This window comes from Acidimicrobiales bacterium (assembly GCA_041394265.1).
GTDB lineage: Bacteria > Actinomycetota > Acidimicrobiia > Acidimicrobiales > SZUA-35 > JBBQUN01.
The window spans coordinates 1,305,449-1,322,737 of sequence record JAWKIO010000005.1 but is presented as its reverse complement, the minus strand read 5'-3'; the positions used below and the strand labels follow the sequence as shown (position 1 = coordinate 1,322,737).

Below are 17,289 nucleotides of genomic sequence, written 5' to 3'. Positions count from 1 at the left end.
CAACTTTGGAGAGTTGACACCTCTGAGCGGCATGAAGTCCCCAAAGTTGCGGGGTTTGCGGTGGTCGAGATGGGGGAGGTGCTCGCTCGCCGCTTGTTCGCGTGGCAACGTTGGGGGATGGACAGCCCGATCAGTGTTGATGTGCCCCGCCTCACCCTCGCCGGTGCCCAGCAGTTGGTGGCTGCCGCGCTCGATGAAGCCCAGACCATCGGCGTACGAGTCGTGATCCATGTGTGTGATCCGGCTGGTGATCCGTTGGCGCTCGCTCGGATGGACGGCAGTCCGAAGTTCTCGATCACGATTGCCGCCAAGAAGGCATGGTCGGCGGCGGCAGCCGGTGCTCCCACCGCTGCGCTGGCGGCGGCGTTCGCCGACAACCCCACGCTGCTTCACGGCGTCGCCGGAAAGGTCGACGACCTGATCGCCGTCGGTGGTGGCGTCCCCGTCCTCATCGACGGGTCGGTGGCCGGTGCGATCGGTGTCTCGGGCGCTACCGAGGAGCAGGACCACCAGATCGCAGCAACGGCGGCAGCAGCCGTCGCCCGCTGACCGGCAGCTGCCGTCCGCTGACGGGTCATCCGAAAGGATGACCCACTCGCCCCGTATGGATGATCTCGACCGCCGGACGGGGACCTTACGATAACCACTCATGGTTGGCGCAGTCCCGGTGCACCCTGCACGCTCTCGACACTCGATCGTTCCCGGACCGCTCGACCTCCTGATCGCCGCCTGCTTGGTGGCCATCTCGGTGGTGGTTGCGGTGCAAGCCGCCGATCAGGCGGTCGCCGGCTCCGAAGCACCCGATCGTTGGTGGGAATGGCTGATCATCGTGCTGCCGTCGATCGCGGTTGCGTTTCGACGATCGGCACCCCTCGTTGCTGCGCCGATTGCCGTGATCGGTCAGATGGTGACGTGGGGACTCGACCTCGCCGAGGTCTTCGTGGCGCCGCTGGTGATCATCTACTCGGTTGCCGCTGTCGGCGGAATTGCCGGCCGCCGTATGGCGCTGGCATCCTCGGTCGCGTTGACGGGAATGACGGCGCTCGGGGTGGCGATTGCTCCCGACGTCGGCTTCGAGCTGCTCGTCCTCACCGGCCTGTCGTCGACTGCGGCCCTGCTGTTGGGGACGAACGCGGCGAATCAGCAGGCAGCTTCGGCCCGCCTTGCCGCTGACCTTGCGGTCGAGCGCTGGGAACACGAGGCCGCACAGGAGCGCGCCGTCGTTCGCGAACGTGAGCGCATCGCCCACGAACTGCACGATCTGGTTGGCCATTCGCTGTCGGTCATCGCCGTGCGGGCCGAGGCGGCCCAGCGAGTGGGCGCGACGCGACCCGAGGTGCTCGTCGACGCCGTGGGTGCGATCGGCGCAACCGCTCGTACGTCGCTGGCCGAGGTGCGGCGCATCCTGCACGCCGGACTTGGTGATGCCGATGCCGACTTGAGGCCGGGACCCTCACTGGTCGATGTACCAGGACTGGTCAACGACGTCAGCGGACTCGGCTACGAGGTCGCGCTGGCGATCCACGGCCCGGTCGACCCGGCCGACGTCGATGCTGCCACGGGTGCCGGAACCTACCGGATCGTCCAGGAGGCGTTGACCAACGTCGTCAAACACGCCGGTCCCGGCGCAACGGTGCGGGTGGACGTTGCGCTCGAGGCCGACGCCGTGCGGATCGAGGTGCAAGACGACGGTCGTGGACCAACGCCCGGCGATGAAGCGCCAACGGGCCTCGGCCTGACGGGGATGGCCGAGCGAGCACGATTCCTGGGAGGGACGCTCGAAGCCGGTGCGGCCCCCGGCGGTGGCTTCCGAGTCCGGGCCGACATTCCTCGAGGAGACACATCATGATTCGCGTGGCAGTGGTCGACGATTCGGAGATGATCCGGACCGGCTTCGGCCTGATCATCGACAACGAAGACGACATGACGGTGGTCGGCCAGGCGGCCACGGGCGTCGAGGCGATCGAGGTCTGTCGAACCCGTCGGGTCGATGTCGTCCTGATGGACATCCGGATGCCCGACATGGACGGTCTGACGGCGACCGAGCAGGTGCTGGCCCTGCCCGACCCTCCATCGGTCCTCGTGCTGACCACGTTCGGTCTCGATGACTACGTGACTCAGGCGATCAGTGTCGGTGCCGCTGGGTTCTTGCTCAAGGACGCCTCCGCCGATGCGCTGGTCGATGCTGTTCGGGCTGTTGCCCAAGGTGACAGCGTGCTGTCGCCTGCCATCACGCGTCTGGTGATGGAGCAGGCTCGCAGCGCCGGTGGCGGTGCGAGCCAGAACCCCGTGCCCGGCCTGGACGAACTGACCGACCGGGAGCGTGACGTGCTCGAGCAACTGGCCTGTGGCCGTTCGAACGCCGAGATCGCGGCGGCGCTCTTCCTGAGCGAGGCGACGGTCAAGACCCACGTGGGGCGCGTGCTGACCAAGCTCGGCGTGCGCGACCGAGTCCAGGCCGTCATCTTGGCCTTCCGTGCCGGGATCGCCGATCCGAACGATCTCACCGACTGACGGCCCAGCTCCGCTCTGACGCACCGATGCCGACAGGGCGGCGTCGCTGACGCCACCTTCGGATGACCGGATCGGCACCTTTGGTCGATTCGGCGGGTGGGCCTCGTTTCTTACGGTCTCCATAGGCCCGGATCGCAGCAGGCGATCCGCCGGACGCAAGGAGCTGACCGTGACCACGAATCTCATCGATCCCCCAGCGGCACCCACCTCGCCGTTGGCGGCAACCGCCCGAGCTGTCTCCAAGATCTACGGATCAGGCGACCTTGCCGTCACCGCGCTCGATTCGGTCGACCTCGAACTGCACCGGGGAGCGCTGACCGCCATCATGGGTCCTTCGGGCTCCGGCAAGTCCACGCTGATGCACATCATGGCCGGCCTCGATCGCGCCACCACCGGATCGGTCTGCATCGGTGCGACCGATCTGAGCGACCTTGGGGAACGTCAGCTCACCGAGCTGCGGCGCGACCGGATCGGCTTCGTCTTCCAGGCGTTCAACCTCATCCCGATGCTGACGGTCGAGGAGAACGTGGTGCTGCCGCTGACGCTCGCCCGACGCCGGTCGGACGGTGAGTGGATCGACAGCGTGATCGACTCCGTTGGCCTGACGAATCGGCGGCACCACCGGCCGTCTGAGCTGTCGGGTGGGCAGCGACAGCGAGTGGCTGTCGCCCGAGCACTTGCGGGACGGCCCGACATCGTCTTCGCCGACGAGCCGACCGGTGCCCTCGATCGACGTGCGGCGAGCGACGTGCTCGGGCTGCTGCGCCGAGCCGCTCGTGAGGACTCCCAGACGATCGCCATGGTCACGCACGACCCTGTCGCCGCGTCCTACGCCGAGCGGGTCGTGTTCCTGGCCGACGGACAGCTTCGTGACGAACTGCACCAGCCGACGGTGGATTCGGTGCTCGATGCCATGCGGCGGCTGGAGGCCTGATCGCCATGTTGACGCTCGTCATGCGGTCACTGCGGACCCACCGCTCCCGCCTCACCTTCACGATCGCTGCGGTCACCGCAGCAGTGAGTCTCGTGACGGCGAGCTTCGTGCTCGCCGACTCGCTCCGTTCGGTGTTCGGCGATGTCGCGGACGGAATCTACCGCGGGGTCGACGCCGAGATCCGCGCCGGCGAAGGCACGTTCGACACGATGGCCACCGGCATTCGGTTCGACGCCTCGGACATCGAGGCCCTCGCCTCGATCGACGGCGTCACCTCGGTGACGCCGGTACTCGGCGGCGAGAACGTGCTCTTTGCCCTCGACAAGAGCGGCAATGTCGTACGACAGGCCGGACCTCCGACGCTGTCGTTCTCGACCTTTGGCGATGGTGCAGCCTCGCCGTTCTCGATTGTCGCCGGCCGTGCGCCGTCGTCCGGTGAGGTGATGCTCGATACCGCCCAAGCTCGGGCCCTCGGCGTCGACGTGGGCGATGCCCTGACGGTCACCGGCTCGTTGGGCACCGAGGTCTTCACGCTGTCGGGCACCGTGGTGTTTGGAGTGGAGGAGTCTGGTGTGTCGCCCTACTTCCTCCTGTTCGACCTGCCCACCATGCAGCGGCTGCTCGAGTCGCCCGGCCAGATCGACAGCGCCTCGATCGTCTTGGGCGAGGGCGTGTCGTTCGACGACGTCCTGCCCTCGATCGAGGCGTCGCTGCCTCCAGGGATGGTGGTCGCCGATCACCGTGCGCTCGTCGCCGAACAGAATGACGAGTTCGGCGCAGTGATCGACCTGATCGGCAACGCGCTGCTGGGTTTCGCGATCGTCACGCTGTTCGTCTCGACCTTCGTCATCGCCAACACCTTCGCCGTGCTCGTCGGTCAGCAGCGTCAACAGATGGGCCTGCTCCGAGCGATCGGTGCCCGTGAAGGTCAGGCCACTGCCGTCGTTGTTGCCGAGGCCGGCGTCGTTGGCGGAATCGCTTCGGTGCTTGGCTTGCTCGGAGGTGTGGCCGTTGCCGAGGGCATCAAGGCCCTCGTCGAATCGGTGACGACCGGGGGGTTCCCCGAGGGGCCGACCCTGATCCTGCCGCGGACGATTGGCATTGCGGTCGCCGTCGGTGTCGGTGTGACGACGCTGTCGGCCTTCCTTCCTGCCCGCCGGGCCGGCAAGGTGTCGCCGCTCGCTGCCATGCAGGCCGACGCTGGCGACGGTCTCGATCGCAGGCCGCACGGGCGAGTCGCACCGCTGCTGCATCGTGTGCTGGCCGCCACCATTGGAAGGGTCGGCCCGGCAGGCCAGATCGCAGCGACCGGTATCGCCCGCAACCCGCGCCGGGTGGTCACGACCTCGATGTCGATGGTCGTCGGCCTTGCCATCATCGCTGCGATGGCGGTACTCGGAGCGTCCTACCGGACGACCCTCGAGGCGGCGACCAACAGCGGCCTGGACGCCGACCTGATCATCACCGGCGAGGACGGTGTTGTCGTGCCGTATGCATCCGTCACCGAGCTCGGTTCGCTTCCCGAGATCGCTGCCGCTGCCGGCTACGGCGTCACCGAGGTGCTCCTCGGCGGCGAAGTAACGCGAATCGCTGGTCACCAGTCGTCGTCCGCCGACGGTGTGGTGGTCCTCGAGGCCACGACGGGGAGGATCGGTGAGCTCGGACCCGGCGAGGCCTTCGTGACGACCGACTTCGCCGCCGAGCACGGCCTGACGGTCGGCGAGATGACCGTTGTGGAGTTCAGCGATGGTCACCGCGCCGACCTGGACATCCGGGCCGTCGTCGAGCCCTCATCCGTACTCGATGCGCCGATCATCGTCGACGCCGCGCTGGTGTCGGCTCACGCCCGCAACATCGACGCCGACTTCGCCGTGGTCCGGCTCGCTGATGGCATCGAACTCGACGACGGAATGCGCTCGGTGGCGGACAGACTTGCGAGTCCCCAACTCGATGTCACCGGCATCGATGACTACGTCGCCAGCCGCCAGGCCCGGGCCGACCAGATCATGATGCTCGCCAACGGCCTGCTCGGACTCACCGTCGTCGTCGCTCTTGTGGGCATCGCCAACACGGTGGCGCTCAGCCTGATCGAGCGTCGGGCCGAACTCGGCTTGTTGCGAGCGGTCGGCATGTCGCAACGCCAGGTGCGCCGCATGGTCCGCTACGAAGCTCTGGTGCTGTCGAGCCTCGGAGCGCTGACCGGTGTGGCGATCGGGATCGCAGCGGCGGCGGCGATTGCGCCCTTCCTCCCGGCGTCGTTCATCGCCTCGGTGGAGGTCCCCGTCGCCTCGCTCGCAATCTCGGCCGTGATCTGCATCTTCTTCGGTGTTGCCGCTGCTGCCCTTCCGGCCCGGCGAGCGGCCCGAGTCGACGTGCTCGACGCCATCAACACGGTCTCGTGACCTCACCATCCCACGCAAGCACAAAGGAATCCCCCATGCTCGATCACGACCACACCACCAGCACGATCGCGACCACGGCGACCGAGTCAGCTGGCAGCGCCGCCCGCCTTGCCCTGCTGGGTGCGATCACGCTCGTCGGCCTCTCCGCCGGGTTCTTCGTGGCCTACCTCTCCTCGGTCACCCGCGGACTGGCCGAGGTCGGCGACACCGCCTATGTCGAGACCTTCCAAGCGATCAACGCCTCGGTTCGCAACCCGCTGTTCGGGCTCGTGTTCTTCGGCCCCGTGCCCGCCTTGGTCCTGGCGATCGCCACCAACTGGGCGGCCGCCTCCACCCCACGTCGTGTGTTGATGGCAGCTGCGCTGCCGTTGTATCTGGCGACGATCGCCATCACGGGCACCGGCAACGTGCCGCTGAACAACGACCTGGCCGAGGTGGTCGTGTCGAGCCCCGAGGTCGCTGCGGCGGCTCGGGCTGCCTTCGAGGACGACTGGAACCGGTTCAACCTCATGCGGACGGTCGCCGTGGTTGCCAGCTTCGTGAGCCTCGGCGCCGCAGCCACACTCGTCGACGACTGATGCTTCGCCCGGCAAGTGGACGGGGCATCGTCGCTCGACTCAGACTGGCGACGATCCGATCAGACGACGAGGAGCCCATCATGACCACTCCGACCTCGGCGAGGCAGACCACACCCGGCGCCAAGATGCTCTACCTCATCAAGGGGCGTCCAACGACCTCTCGTGAGGAGCTCGTCGCCCACTGGTTTGCGAACCACATGCCGGGCGTGATCGCCCGAGAGGCGAGCAGGCGTGATGCCGGCAAGCCGCACGCCTGGCGCTACATCGCCACCCTGTTCGACCCCGATGCCGCCGGACATCGGGTGTGGGACGGGGTGGCGCAACTGTGGTGGGACCAGGCCTTGCCACAACCGGCCGAAGCGCACGGCACCACGCCGACCGACTCGTTCCAGGAACGGGCCGAACCCTACGTCCCGTGGGCGACCACCGAACACGTGCTCCTGCCGGGTCCCGACGACAAGCTCCCGGTCACTCCGCTGACGCTGAACGATCCGTTTCCGACGACCCGCTCCGGCTTCTGCAAGATCACCATTCTCGTGGCCGCCAAGCCCGACGCGGAACTTGCCGCCTTCCACGCCCACTGGCTCGACGTCCACGGTCCGAATGTGGTCGAGGTGATGCAGCGGTGTGGCGGGTGGCGCTACGTCCTGTCGCTGAGCAGCGACGCTGAAGCGGCGCCCTACGCCGGGGCGGCCGAGCTGTACTTCGACGAGCCGGCAGGATGGACCCAGTTCATCTCCGAGCTCCAACCCGACGGCTTCGAGGAGTGGATGGATCGCGACGGCACCGTGATCCTGCCGGCGAGCACCGAGATGGTCGGCATTCCCTGAGCGATTACATGTTGCCGTGGACCACGGGACCATCGGGTTCGTAGGTGCCGATGACGGTTCCCAGGTCGGTGGCTGTCACCTCGACGGGGCGCATGGTCAGCGGCAGGAGGCCGCCGTTGAACAGCTTGCGACCCGATCCGAGGATGACAGGAAAGGTGATCAGGCGATAGCGATCGACAACATCGTGTCGCATGAGCGTCTGAAGTAGCTGTCCGCTACCCCAGACCTGCAGCTCGTCGCCCGGCAGCTCCTTCAACGCTCGGACGGCGCCGACCAAGTCGCCGTCGAGGAGGCTCGACGTGTCGGGGTGCTCGCCCCGCCAGCCTGCCGCCTCGGGGCTGAGCGTGCTCGATGCCACGTGCTTTGGCAGCGAGTTGATGGTGGCGGCGATCGGGTTGCCAGGATCGGTCTGGTCGGGCCAGTAGGCACGGAAGATGTCGAAGGTCCGACGACCGAACAGGTACGCGCTGGCGTGGCTGTTGAGTTCGAGGACGAACTCACCGACCGCCGGGTCGAGGAACGGTGCCTGCCACCCGCCGTGAGCGAAGCCGTCGCTCGGGTCCTCGTCGGTCCGGCCGGGTCCCTGCATCACGCCGTCGAGGGTCAGAAACGTCTGCACGGTGAGTTTCATCTCGCCAACCTACGTCGACTTGCGGCCTCCATGAAGTGGAAAGGCGCCGGCGAGCAGCTGACGGGTGAGCTGCTCGATGTGGCGGTTGCCGTCTGGGTCGGGCGGCTCACCGGTGGCCCTCTCGAAGTACTCGTGGAACAGGATCCAGCCGAGCAGCGTCGACGCTGCCGTGCTGACTCGCAGGGCACGAGACGGGAGGTGGTCGCCGTCAGCGGCCATCGAGGTCATGGCCTCGACGATCGGGTGTTCGGTGACGAGTTGTTCGGACTCGTCGAGGATGAGGCGAGCGAGAACGGTGCACACGTTGGCGTAGCGGCCGAGTAGGAGCTCGATGGGTGCCTCGCCGGACGCCAGAGCGGTGGCGAGCGATCTGGTCACGTCGGTGGCCGCAGCCTCGATGAGCTGTTCCTTCGAGCCGAAGTGGCGGTAGATCAAGCCTTGGTTCACACCGGCGCGGTCGGCGACCTCTCGGACGGAGAATCCGACGCCTTTCTCACCGACCAGATCCAGCGCTGCGGCCTTGAGCGCATCGATCACCTCGGCGCGACCGGTCGGGCGAGGTGGATCGGGTGGTGTGGGGGCCATTGCTCCGACTGTAGACGATCGTCTACAGTTTGGTTCCGATCCAGGGGGACCCACGATGACCGACACGACCGACCGCAGCGACACGATCGACCTCACCGACTCGAGCGATGGCTTCGATCTCTTCGACGCTGCCTACGTTCGGGATCCGGCGCCGCAGTGGCAACAGTTCCGAGAGACGTGTCCCGTCGCTCGGTCGGAGCGCTACGGGGGTTCGTGGATGCCAGTTCGCTACGACGACATCGTGGCCGTCGCTCGCGATCACGAGCGCTTCAGCTCCGCCCAAGGTGTCAGCGTGATCGAGGTTCCCGACCGGAAGGCGGCGCTCGCCGACGGCAATCCGCCGATCGACGCCGATCCGCCGCTTCATGGCTGGACTCGTCGGCTCCTCCTCGGCCCGATGTCGCCCAAGGCGGTCGAGAGCTACGAGGCCGGCACGCGTGCGCTGTGTCGCCGCCTGATCGCCGGATTCGCCGTCACGGGTCGGGCTGATGCCGCAGCCGACTACGCCCAGCAGCTTCCGGTGCGGGTGATCGGCGCGCTGCTGGGGGTGCCCGAAGATCGAAGCGATCAGTTCGTTGGCTGGGTGCGGAGCATTCTCGAGTTCGCTCACGACGGCGAGCGTCGTCAGCGAGCGATGTTCGAGCTGCGCGACTTCCTCGTCGAACAACTGGCCGAGCGAAGGGCGCACCCTGGTGACGACATGATCAGCGCGCTGCTCGCCGCCGAGGTCGATGGCGAGCCGGTCGCGGACTCGCTCATCATCGGGGAAGCGGCGCTGCTGATGGTGGCAGGGGTCGACACGACATGGAGCGCCATCGGCTCGGCGCTGTTCCACCTCGCATCGCATCCCGAAGATCGCCACCGCTTGACAACCGATCCCGACGTGTGGCCATTGGCGATCGAGGAGTTCCTCCGGTTCTACTCGCCGGTGACCATGGCCCGCATCGCAACGCAAGACGCCGAGATCGCCGGTTGCCCGGTGCATACGGGTGACCGCGTCCTGTTGAACTTCCCGGCCGCGAATCGTGATGACTCGGTCTTCGACGACGCCGACACGTTCGTCATCGACCGTGACCGCAACCGACACCTGGCCTTCGGGGTCGGCATCCACCGCTGCGCCGGCTCGAACCTGGCGCGAATGGAGCTGCGAGTGGCGCTCGAGGAGTGGATGGCTGCCATCCCCGAGTTCGAGCTCGAAGACCCCGGGGTCGTCACCTGGGCCGGTGGCCAAGTCCGCGGACCTCGGTCGGTGCCGGTCAGGTTCGCGCCGATCAAGGCCTGAATCGCCACCGCACCAGCAGGCCTGATCAGAAGGGGGAGTTGGCGTCGCGCTCTGACGTCTCGAGCCAGCTCGGACCATCGAGCTCCTCCCATCCGGTGGGGTCGGCCAGCACGGTGGTGGGGTCGGTGAGTCCAGAGAGCCCGGCGGACTGGCAGATCTGACCGGAAACGACGGTGATCGTCCGATCCTCTCGCCGCAGCCGGCGGAATCGACCGGTCACGACGGCGAGCACCTGCTCGTCCAACTCGTCGAGCGCGTCCTGTGATCCGCTGTCACAGGCATCGCACCCGCAGTCGGGAATCCATCGGTGAACGACGGCGGGGGAACCGACACCGATGGTCACGCCGGCATCGTCCACGGACTCGATCCGGCTGCGGGCCAGCACCAGCGGAAGACCGCCCGCAACGACTGGCAGTGCACAGTCGGCCCGGGTCACCACGGTCGAGGGTGGCTCCGACCAGTCGATCGACGCATTGCGTTCGATTGTGGCCAGCCCCAGCGTGCTGAGCGCCTCGAGCCAGGCGTCGGCCCGAGCGCCGAGGATCCGCCACTTTGCCGGGTCGGTGACCCGTGAATACGCATCGTCGGAGGGTGTCCGCTCTGGGTTCGGGTCATCCCACCCGGGAGTGGCGGCACCGAGACGCTCGAACGCAGCGTCGACGTGTCGAAGGAGCTCGGATGGACTGATCACCGCCTGATCCTGCCAGGCAGCGCCACCGGCCACGGCGGGCTTTTGGTCCGATCTACTCGTCGAACTCCAACAGCCATTGGGACTCCAAGGTGAAGCGCACATCGATCGAGTCAACCTCGACGACCCCTTCGAGCTGGGCGACGAGATCCTCCAGCTGCCCCACGTCGGGTTCGGTGGGCCCCGTGAGAGCGAGCATCAACGAGTCATTGGCGATTTCGAGTTGGTCGAGTTCGAAATCGTCGGACCACCGTTCGACGGTTTCGCGGGCGATGGCTGTCTGCGCTCCCTGTGTGTTCTGGCTTGCCGTGGACTCGACCAAGCCCCACAACACCAACAACCCGGTGGCGGCGAATCCGGCCACCCAGTGACCGACGGCGCTGTCGCCATCGCCACCCGGTGATGCCACCCCGGTCACCACGAAGGTGACGGCACCCATCGCGACAATGGCCAGCCCGTTGGTGACGAAGAGCAGCAGGGCGCCGAGCGCGTCATCCCAGGCCGCAAGTTGCAGGGTGATCCCGACGACGGCGAGCGGGGGAACCAGGGCGATGGCGACGGCGGCGCCGGGCAGCGAGTCGGCAACGTCTCGGCGCGAGATGGCATAGGCGCCGGCGGCGCCTGCTGCGAGGGCGACGGCGAGGTCGAGCAACGTCGGATCGACTCGCGACGTGATCTGGCTGTTGATGACGGGATCGACTCCCCGTCCGACCACCGCCGCAGCGATCATGCCGCTGGCGATCGGTACCGCGATGCCGGCAGCGACGAGAGCAGCTGATGACAAGAGGCGTCCGGGCCATCGTGCGACCAGTGCGAGCGACAAGGCCATGAGCGGTGTCATGAGCGGAGCCACCAACATGGCGCCGATCACCGTGGCCGTCGAATCGGTGAGGATGCCGAACGAGGCGATAGCGGACGCGAAACACATCAGGGCGAAGAAGCGACCAACTGCTCCGGCTTGCTCGCTCAGATACAGCCTCGACTCGACCTCATCTGCCGTGGAGGGCCGATCGAGTCGGGCAAGCACCTCATCGATCGTCCGGTGGACGGCCCCGGCGACACCCACTCGATCGGGTCGCGGTGTCGAGCCGCCTGCCAGCGTCACCCCTGCCCCGACGCCTGCCGAGGCGCCGAGCCCGGTGAGCCCGAGACCCAACGCCAAGAGTTCACGCTCGTAGTAGATGAACAGCGCGCCTGCGCCGACAATTGTCAGCGCCGTGGTGAGTGCAATGCCCAGGGAGAACCCCCGGCGACGGAGTCCCCGGGCGCTTCGCACGCCGAGGACCAGCGCGACGACGGCAATGCCACGGCTCACCGTCTGCACATGACGAAACTGTTGATCTTGGAGGAACGCGCCAGCGACCACGGACGAGACGCCCAGCAGTGTTCCGAGGACGTGTCGCTCCAGGAGCGACGCAAGCCCGAGGACCGCGCCGCCGATCATCAGACCCACCCCGACACGAACGGGCGGGTTGGCACTGCCAGGAGCCGTCAGCGTGAGCATGGACGCCACGCCGAAGATCGCCGTGGCCCATGCCGCCGGCTGGCGCAACAGCCATCTGGAAATGGCTTGTGTCGAGCCAGCTTTGGAGGTCGGGTGGCGATTCGTCGGCACGGCGGCAGATGGTAGATCGCTCAACGATCAGCGAGGGAGTGCCAGACGGCCTCACAGCTCCCGGAAGTAGTAGAAGGCCCGCTCGCCGGTGTCGGGCTCGGCCGACGAGTACCCGTGGCGCTCGTAGAAGCGTTGTGCGTCGACGTCCCCCTCGTCGACGTTGATCTCGATGGCGTCGATCCCGTGGGCATCGGCGTGGTCGTCGAGGTAGCCGAGGATGGTCGACCCGATGCCTTGGTTGCGCACGGCGGGCTTGACGTACAGCTCGTCGAGGATCGCAACGCTGCGTTCGTACCAGACGTTCGGACGGACGGTGACCAATCCGATCCCGACCGCCGGCTCACCGGCGAGGATCGCAAACGTCGAGCTGGCCGAGAGCAGCCGACGCAGGCGTTCGGCGAGAACAGCAACGCCGGGCGTCGGCGTGTCGAACTCGGTGTTGAAGTCGTGGAGCAACCGGGCCGCCACCTCGGCGTCGTCGACGGTGGCGAGACGAGGTCCATTGTTGGAGTCGAAGCGCATGAACGTCCCTTCCGAGGTGATGCAAGTGTGGTTTCGCGGGCGCCGGTTCGATGCAGGACCAGGAACTGCGGAACCCACTGTGCCACGGCGGTCTACGGTCGTGGGATGTTGCCGGGCGAAGTGGTGATCGTGTCGGGCCCACCGGGTTCGGGGAAGTCGACGATCGCTGGCCGTCTGGCGACATCGACCGAGCGCGGTGTCCACCTCGAGTCCGACTGGTTCTTCCGCTGGATCCGAGCGGGCTTCGTTCCGCCCCACCTGCCCCCGTCACACGTGCAGAACACCGTCGTCACCGATGTCGTCACGGACGCTGCCGCCGGATACGCGGCAGCTGGCTACTCGGTGGTGTGGGACGGCGTCGTCGGTCCGTGGTGGCTCAATCGGATCGCACGGCGATTGGCGGCGCGGCGGATCCCCCTGCGCTACCTCGTTCTGCGCTGCAACAAGGAAGTGGCTCTGGCCAGGGTGACGGCGCGGGACGGCTCGACCGAGGAGTCGGGAGCGGAGGTGATGTGGGATCAGTTCGCCGATCTCGATGAGTTCGAGAGCCACGTCGTCGGAAGCGATGGACCCATCGACGGCGTCGAGGCCCGATGCCGAGCCGCCATGGTCGGACAGCGCTTGCTCATCGACGCCGATGCCTGGGTCGATGATCGCTGGCCGGTGTCGGTGAAGGGTGTGGTCGGGTGGGACGGTCGGGTGGTTGTGCTGCGCAATCGCCGAGGCGAGTGGGAGCTGCCCGGTGGTCGACTCGATGCCGGCGACGCATCGCCAACAGCGGCTTTGCGGCGGGAGATGCTCGAGGAGCTCGGGCTCGAGGTAGAGGTTGGCGATCTCGTCGACTCGTGGATCTACGAGGTCGAGGGCAAGCGCATCCTGATCCTCACGTTCGCATGTACGGCAGATCGACCGGCGCAGCTCTCGCACAGCCACGAGCATGTCGAGGTCGCAGCGTTCGATCCGGTCGAGCTCCGGTCGCACCCGATCCCCGAGGGCTACCTGCGCTCGATCGACCGCAGCCGAGGAGCGGCGGGCAGCGACTGAGCATCCCGGAGGTTGATCCCCGTCTCGGCAGGGGGACTTCCCCCTCCACGTCGACCGCAGCCTGGACGACGCTGGGCCAGGAGATCAGGAGGGATCATCATGTTTCGAATTGCACGCCCAGCAGCAGCTGCGGTTGCGCTCATCACCAGTGTCGGCGTCACCGGCGTCGCTCCGGCCGGCGCAGCGCCCGGCTCACTCGGCTCGTCGACCCCACAGATCACGGCGCTGTGGCTCGCCGATGCCGAGACCGACACGCTGATCGCAAAGATCGAGGACGGCTCGAACTTTGACACCGACTCGTTGCCTGATGCATTGACCGTCGTCGCCGAAGCAAACGGGGCGACCGGCAGTGTTCGCTTCGGCAACGCCACCATCATCTCGACCCACATCGAGAACCTTGCGCCCTACGCGCTCAACGGTGACAACGCCGGCGACCTGGCTGCTGCCGATCTGGCGATCGGCTTCAACGTCGTGCGTGCGATGCCTTTCGGGGGTGACGGCGCCACCGGTACCGCAGGCAAGGAGTGGCTCGTGTCCTTCTCGCTTCGCCCCTCGACCTACGTGGTCGACACCACGGCCGACGGACACGACGCAGCACCCGGCGACGGCGTGTGCACAACGAAGTCCGGACCGACCGACTTCGCGTCCCGGTCGGCATCGAGCGATGGCATCGATTCGCCCCGGACCGCCTCCGTGCAATCGCCGAAGGTGGCGGTCGGTCGCGGCTGCACGCTGCGGGCGGCACTCGAGGAGACCAACGCCCAGCCCGGGCATCAACGGGTGAAGGTGCCGAATGGGACCGACGCCTACCAGGTCGACCTCGGTGTGCTCGAGATCACCGACACCGTGCGGGTGGAGGGCGTCCACATGGGCGGTGGCGCCACCTGGCCTGCGCCGGTCGTCGACGCCGGAGGGCAATCAGGTGTCTTCTCGATCGTCGATGCCGGGGCGGTGACGTTGTCGTGGCTTCGCATCACCGGCGGCGCCGACGATGGTTCGGGTTGGCGAGGCGGGGGCGTCTTCATGTCAGGCTCCAGTCTCGAGCTGCACGACCTCGAAGTCGTCGGCAACCAGGCCAACATCGGCGGCGGGATCTACGCCCAGCTCGGCCTCGTCGCCCTGGAGGGCACGGTGGTCGCCAACAACGCGGCCGGGCACCCCGACAACCCGTCCGGTGGGGGACTCACCCAGCGAGGTGGCGGGATAGCGCTCATCGAGGCCGGTGCCGTGATCCAACGATCGACCATCGAGGACAACGCCGCCGTTCGTGGCGGCGGGCTCTACCTGTCGAAGTCGTCGATGTTGATGCGGAACACCGGGGTCGTCAACAACGCCGCCAACACCAAGGGCGGCGGCATGGAGATGGTGGCCGACTCGTCGGCGCTGGTGGCGTTCACGACGATCGCCGGCAACCAGTCGGGTCTGTCGGGTCTCGACGGCGACGCACAACGCGTCGGCGGCGGGGTCGCAATCGACGGTTCACGTCTTGATCTGGCCAACTCGATTCTTGCCGGCAACCTTGGTCACTTCAGCCCCGGCGATCTCTACCACTCGCCGGACTGCTACACGTCGGGTGGTGGGGAGATCATCTCGTATCGAGGCAACGTGATCGGAGCACTCACCCCGAACTGCGAGGTGAGCGATCACGAGCTCGACTTCGTCCTCAGCGACGCCATCGGCTTCGCCGACAGCCCGCTCGATCCCGGCTTCCTCCCCGGTAGCTACCTGCTGTCAGCGTCCAGCCCGGCCGTGGACAATGCCAACGACATCGTCACTGCGAATCCGGCGATGAGCTGTCAGTCGACCGACCGCAGCGGCGTGGTGACCCGACCGCAAGGACCGGCTTGCGACTCCGGCGCCCGTGAGCGACCCGTCGGGTCGTGAGCGCGCTGCGATTGCTGCTCCCTGGGTTCCTTCCCAGCGGGCACGCTCTGAGAGGCAGTCGCTACGGAAGTCGAGTGGCGAAGACGTATTTGCGACTGTCGGAACTGAGAGCCGAGCCGTTGAAGTCGCCGTAGAGCGCATCGAGCTGCAGACCTGCGACCTCGATCAGGCCGAGCCACTCGTTCTTCGTCGCCCACCAGAGCGATGTCGATGCACCGTTGTCGAGGACCATGTCGATGCGGTTCTCGGCGATGTCGTAGTGGTTGACGTGAGGCGTCGGGCGGGTCTGGTGACGACCGTCGAGTTGAGCGGCCAACTGGTGATCAAAGGCATACGCATTCCAGGCGAACACGCCGCCTGGCTGGAGCGACGCTGCGACGTGCTCGAAGACGCGTCGTCGTTCTGTCCACGTCGGAATATGCAGGAGGGACCGCCCTGGGCAGTAGATCAGGGAACACGGGACTTCCACGTTGAAATCCCGCATGTCGCCGAGTCGAAGGTCGAGGTCGACGTCCGCAGCGGCCGCTCGTGCTCGCGCCTGCTCAAGCATGCCAGGCGAGGAGTCGATTCCCGTGACCTGTTGGCTCGTGGCTTGCGCAACGGGTACGGCAACCCGGCCGTCGCCGACGGCCAGTTCGAGCAGTCGCCCTTCGGCATTGCGCGCAAGGGATACGTAGAAGTCGATGTCATTGGTGACGTGAGAAGACCAGGCGTCGTACTCGTGTGCGATCCGCTCGTAGAAGCCCATTTCGTCAACAGTACGGGTGGTGCGGTGGCGGCCAGATCCCAGTCGATGAAGATCCATCCGGACGGACCCGCGACCAGGTTCCACGGAGCGAAGTCGTTGTGCGCGAGAACTTCATTCGATCCCGTTGGATTGCGGGTCTCGTCACGCCAGACGGCGTCCTTCCCGGGAACGAAGCCGTGCTGTGCCCGGTGGTGCTCGGCAATCAGCCGACCGGCACGCCGCCACCCTCGTGGCTGATGATCAGAAAGGGAGCGGCAGGGTGAACGTTCTTCGACGTAGTCGGTGGCACCCGAATACTCGATTGATGGCCACGATGGCGCTGCGTAGCCTGGGCCGCATGATGATGACGGTGTTGGTACGTGTCCGGGCGCGAGCGGCGGAGCGACCGAGATCAGCGACGCCGGTCGCTCGGCCAGAACTTCCTTGTTGACCAATCCCTCATCTCGAAACTGATCTGTGACCTGCAGATCGTCGAGGACGAGCTCGTCGTCGATCTCGGGGCAGGGTCAGGGGCTCTGACGGTCCCACTCGCCCAGGCCGGCGCTCGAGTGTGGGCGGTCGAACGCGACCCGGCCTGGGCCGACCGGCTTGCATCCGACGCTCTGGCTGCGAGGCTGGATGACCGGATCCGTGTGATCCGGTCCGACCTTCGGCGTCTTCGGTTTCCGCGAGAGCCGTTCCGGGTTGTCGCCAACCCGCCGTTCAACCTGACCACTGATGTGTTGAAGCTGCTCCTCGACGATCCGTCCTCGAGGTCGGCGACCCGGGTGGATCTCGTGCTCCAGCGTGAGGTCGTGATGAAGCACGCTTCGCAGCCTCCGAAGGCGCTCACAACGGCGTGCTGGTCGCCGTGGTGGGAGTTCTCGGCTGGTCGCAGGATCCCGGCGGCAGCGTTCCGGCCCCGACCGTCGATCGACGCCGCCGTCCTCACCATCCGACGCCGCGACCCGCCAGTGCTGCCGATCTGGCTCGCGCCGAGGTTCGAGGATCTTCTCCGCTCCTCATGGCAGCCACCTCACCCTCAGTGATCGG

The 17,289-nt window shown here is 66.9% G+C and carries 17 protein-coding genes; 11 read left to right on the top strand and 6 right to left on the bottom strand.

Annotation, left to right across the window (positions count from 1 at the left end; genetic code table 11):
• Nucleotides 1–117: 117 nt before the first annotated feature.
• The 7 genes from R2733_06370 to R2733_06340 all read left to right on the top strand — a co-directional run bounded on the left by R2733_06370 (nucleotide 118) and on the right by R2733_06340 (nucleotide 7,258).
• The gene (locus R2733_06370; protein ID MEZ5376124.1) at nucleotides 118–549 is read left to right on the top strand and encodes a heme-binding protein; all 432 of its coding nucleotides are present in this window, start codon (nucleotides 118–120) and stop codon (nucleotides 547–549) included.
• A 100-nt stretch (nucleotides 550–649) separates the two neighbouring features.
• The gene (locus R2733_06365) at nucleotides 650–1,849 is read left to right on the top strand and encodes a sensor histidine kinase (GenBank protein MEZ5376123.1); all 1,200 of its coding nucleotides are present in this window, start codon (nucleotides 650–652) and stop codon (nucleotides 1,847–1,849) included.
• Entirely contained in the window at nucleotides 1,846–2,514 is a 669-nt protein-coding gene (locus R2733_06360; GenBank protein MEZ5376122.1) for a response regulator transcription factor, read from the top strand. Before R2733_06365 ends, R2733_06360 begins: the two co-directional genes overlap by 4 nt.
• Nucleotides 2,515–2,683: 169 nt before the next feature.
• Complete coding sequence (locus tag R2733_06355; GenBank protein ID MEZ5376121.1) at nucleotides 2,684–3,448, top strand: ABC transporter ATP-binding protein; 765 nt, start codon at nucleotides 2,684–2,686, stop codon at nucleotides 3,446–3,448.
• 5 nt (nucleotides 3,449–3,453) lie between these two features.
• Nucleotides 3,454–5,850, top strand: a complete 2,397-nt coding sequence (locus R2733_06350; GenBank protein ID MEZ5376120.1) for an ABC transporter permease — start codon at nucleotides 3,454–3,456, stop codon at nucleotides 5,848–5,850.
• A gap of 35 nt (nucleotides 5,851–5,885) precedes the next feature.
• Complete coding sequence (locus R2733_06345; protein MEZ5376119.1) at nucleotides 5,886–6,428, top strand: anthrone oxygenase family protein; 543 nt, start codon at nucleotides 5,886–5,888, stop codon at nucleotides 6,426–6,428.
• Between the two features lie 80 nt (nucleotides 6,429–6,508).
• The gene (locus R2733_06340) at nucleotides 6,509–7,258 is read left to right on the top strand and encodes an EthD domain-containing protein (GenBank protein ID MEZ5376118.1); all 750 of its coding nucleotides are present in this window, start codon (nucleotides 6,509–6,511) and stop codon (nucleotides 7,256–7,258) included.
• Nucleotides 7,259–7,262: 4 nt separating this feature from the next.
• Here R2733_06340 and R2733_06335 read toward each other — a convergent pair whose 3' ends face one another.
• Both R2733_06335 and R2733_06330 read right to left on the bottom strand, forming a co-directional pair.
• Entirely contained in the window at nucleotides 7,263–7,889 is a 627-nt protein-coding gene (locus tag R2733_06335) for a dihydrofolate reductase family protein (GenBank protein ID MEZ5376117.1), read from the bottom strand.
• Nucleotides 7,890–7,898: 9 nt separating this feature from the next.
• Entirely contained in the window at nucleotides 7,899–8,474 is a 576-nt protein-coding gene (locus R2733_06330) for a helix-turn-helix domain-containing protein (protein ID MEZ5376116.1), read from the bottom strand.
• Nucleotides 8,475–8,529: 55 nt separating this feature from the next.
• Here R2733_06330 and R2733_06325 point away from each other — a divergent pair, with 55 nt between their 5' ends.
• Nucleotides 8,530–9,756: a cytochrome P450 gene (locus R2733_06325; protein MEZ5376115.1), complete on the top strand. Its 1,227-nt coding sequence runs from the start codon at nucleotides 8,530–8,532 to the stop codon at nucleotides 9,754–9,756.
• A 25-nt stretch (nucleotides 9,757–9,781) separates the two neighbouring features.
• Here R2733_06325 and R2733_06320 read toward each other — a convergent pair whose 3' ends face one another.
• From R2733_06320 to R2733_06310, 3 genes are read right to left on the bottom strand one after another with little or no spacing between them, the layout of a single operon-like run.
• Entirely contained in the window at nucleotides 9,782–10,447 is a 666-nt protein-coding gene (locus R2733_06320) for a DUF6226 family protein (GenBank protein MEZ5376114.1), read from the bottom strand.
• A gap of 52 nt (nucleotides 10,448–10,499) precedes the next feature.
• Nucleotides 10,500–12,059 (bottom strand): DUF389 domain-containing protein, encoded by a 1,560-nt coding sequence (locus tag R2733_06315; GenBank protein ID MEZ5376113.1) that lies wholly within the window; start codon nucleotides 12,057–12,059, stop codon nucleotides 10,500–10,502.
• Nucleotides 12,060–12,110: 51 nt separating this feature from the next.
• Entirely contained in the window at nucleotides 12,111–12,581 is a 471-nt protein-coding gene (locus tag R2733_06310; protein ID MEZ5376112.1) for a GNAT family N-acetyltransferase, read from the bottom strand.
• A 105-nt stretch (nucleotides 12,582–12,686) separates the two neighbouring features.
• Between R2733_06310 and R2733_06305 the strand changes: the two genes are divergently transcribed.
• A complete protein-coding gene (locus R2733_06305) occupies nucleotides 12,687–13,625 on the top strand; it encodes an NUDIX domain-containing protein (GenBank protein MEZ5376111.1) in 939 nt (312 codons plus the stop codon).
• A 99-nt stretch (nucleotides 13,626–13,724) separates the two neighbouring features.
• Nucleotides 13,725–15,509 (top strand): choice-of-anchor Q domain-containing protein, encoded by a 1,785-nt coding sequence (locus R2733_06300; GenBank protein ID MEZ5376110.1) that lies wholly within the window; start codon nucleotides 13,725–13,727, stop codon nucleotides 15,507–15,509.
• Between the two features lie 61 nt (nucleotides 15,510–15,570).
• Here the strand turns inward: R2733_06300 and R2733_06295 are convergent, their stop codons facing one another.
• A complete protein-coding gene (locus tag R2733_06295; GenBank protein ID MEZ5376109.1) occupies nucleotides 15,571–16,257 on the bottom strand; it encodes a class I SAM-dependent methyltransferase in 687 nt (228 codons plus the stop codon).
• Between the two features lie 359 nt (nucleotides 16,258–16,616).
• On the opposite strand from R2733_06295, the gene R2733_06290 reads away from it, so the two are divergent.
• Entirely contained in the window at nucleotides 16,617–17,285 is a 669-nt protein-coding gene (locus tag R2733_06290) for an rRNA adenine N(6)-methyltransferase family protein (GenBank protein ID MEZ5376108.1), read from the top strand.
• Nucleotides 17,286–17,289: the final 4 nt, after the last annotated feature.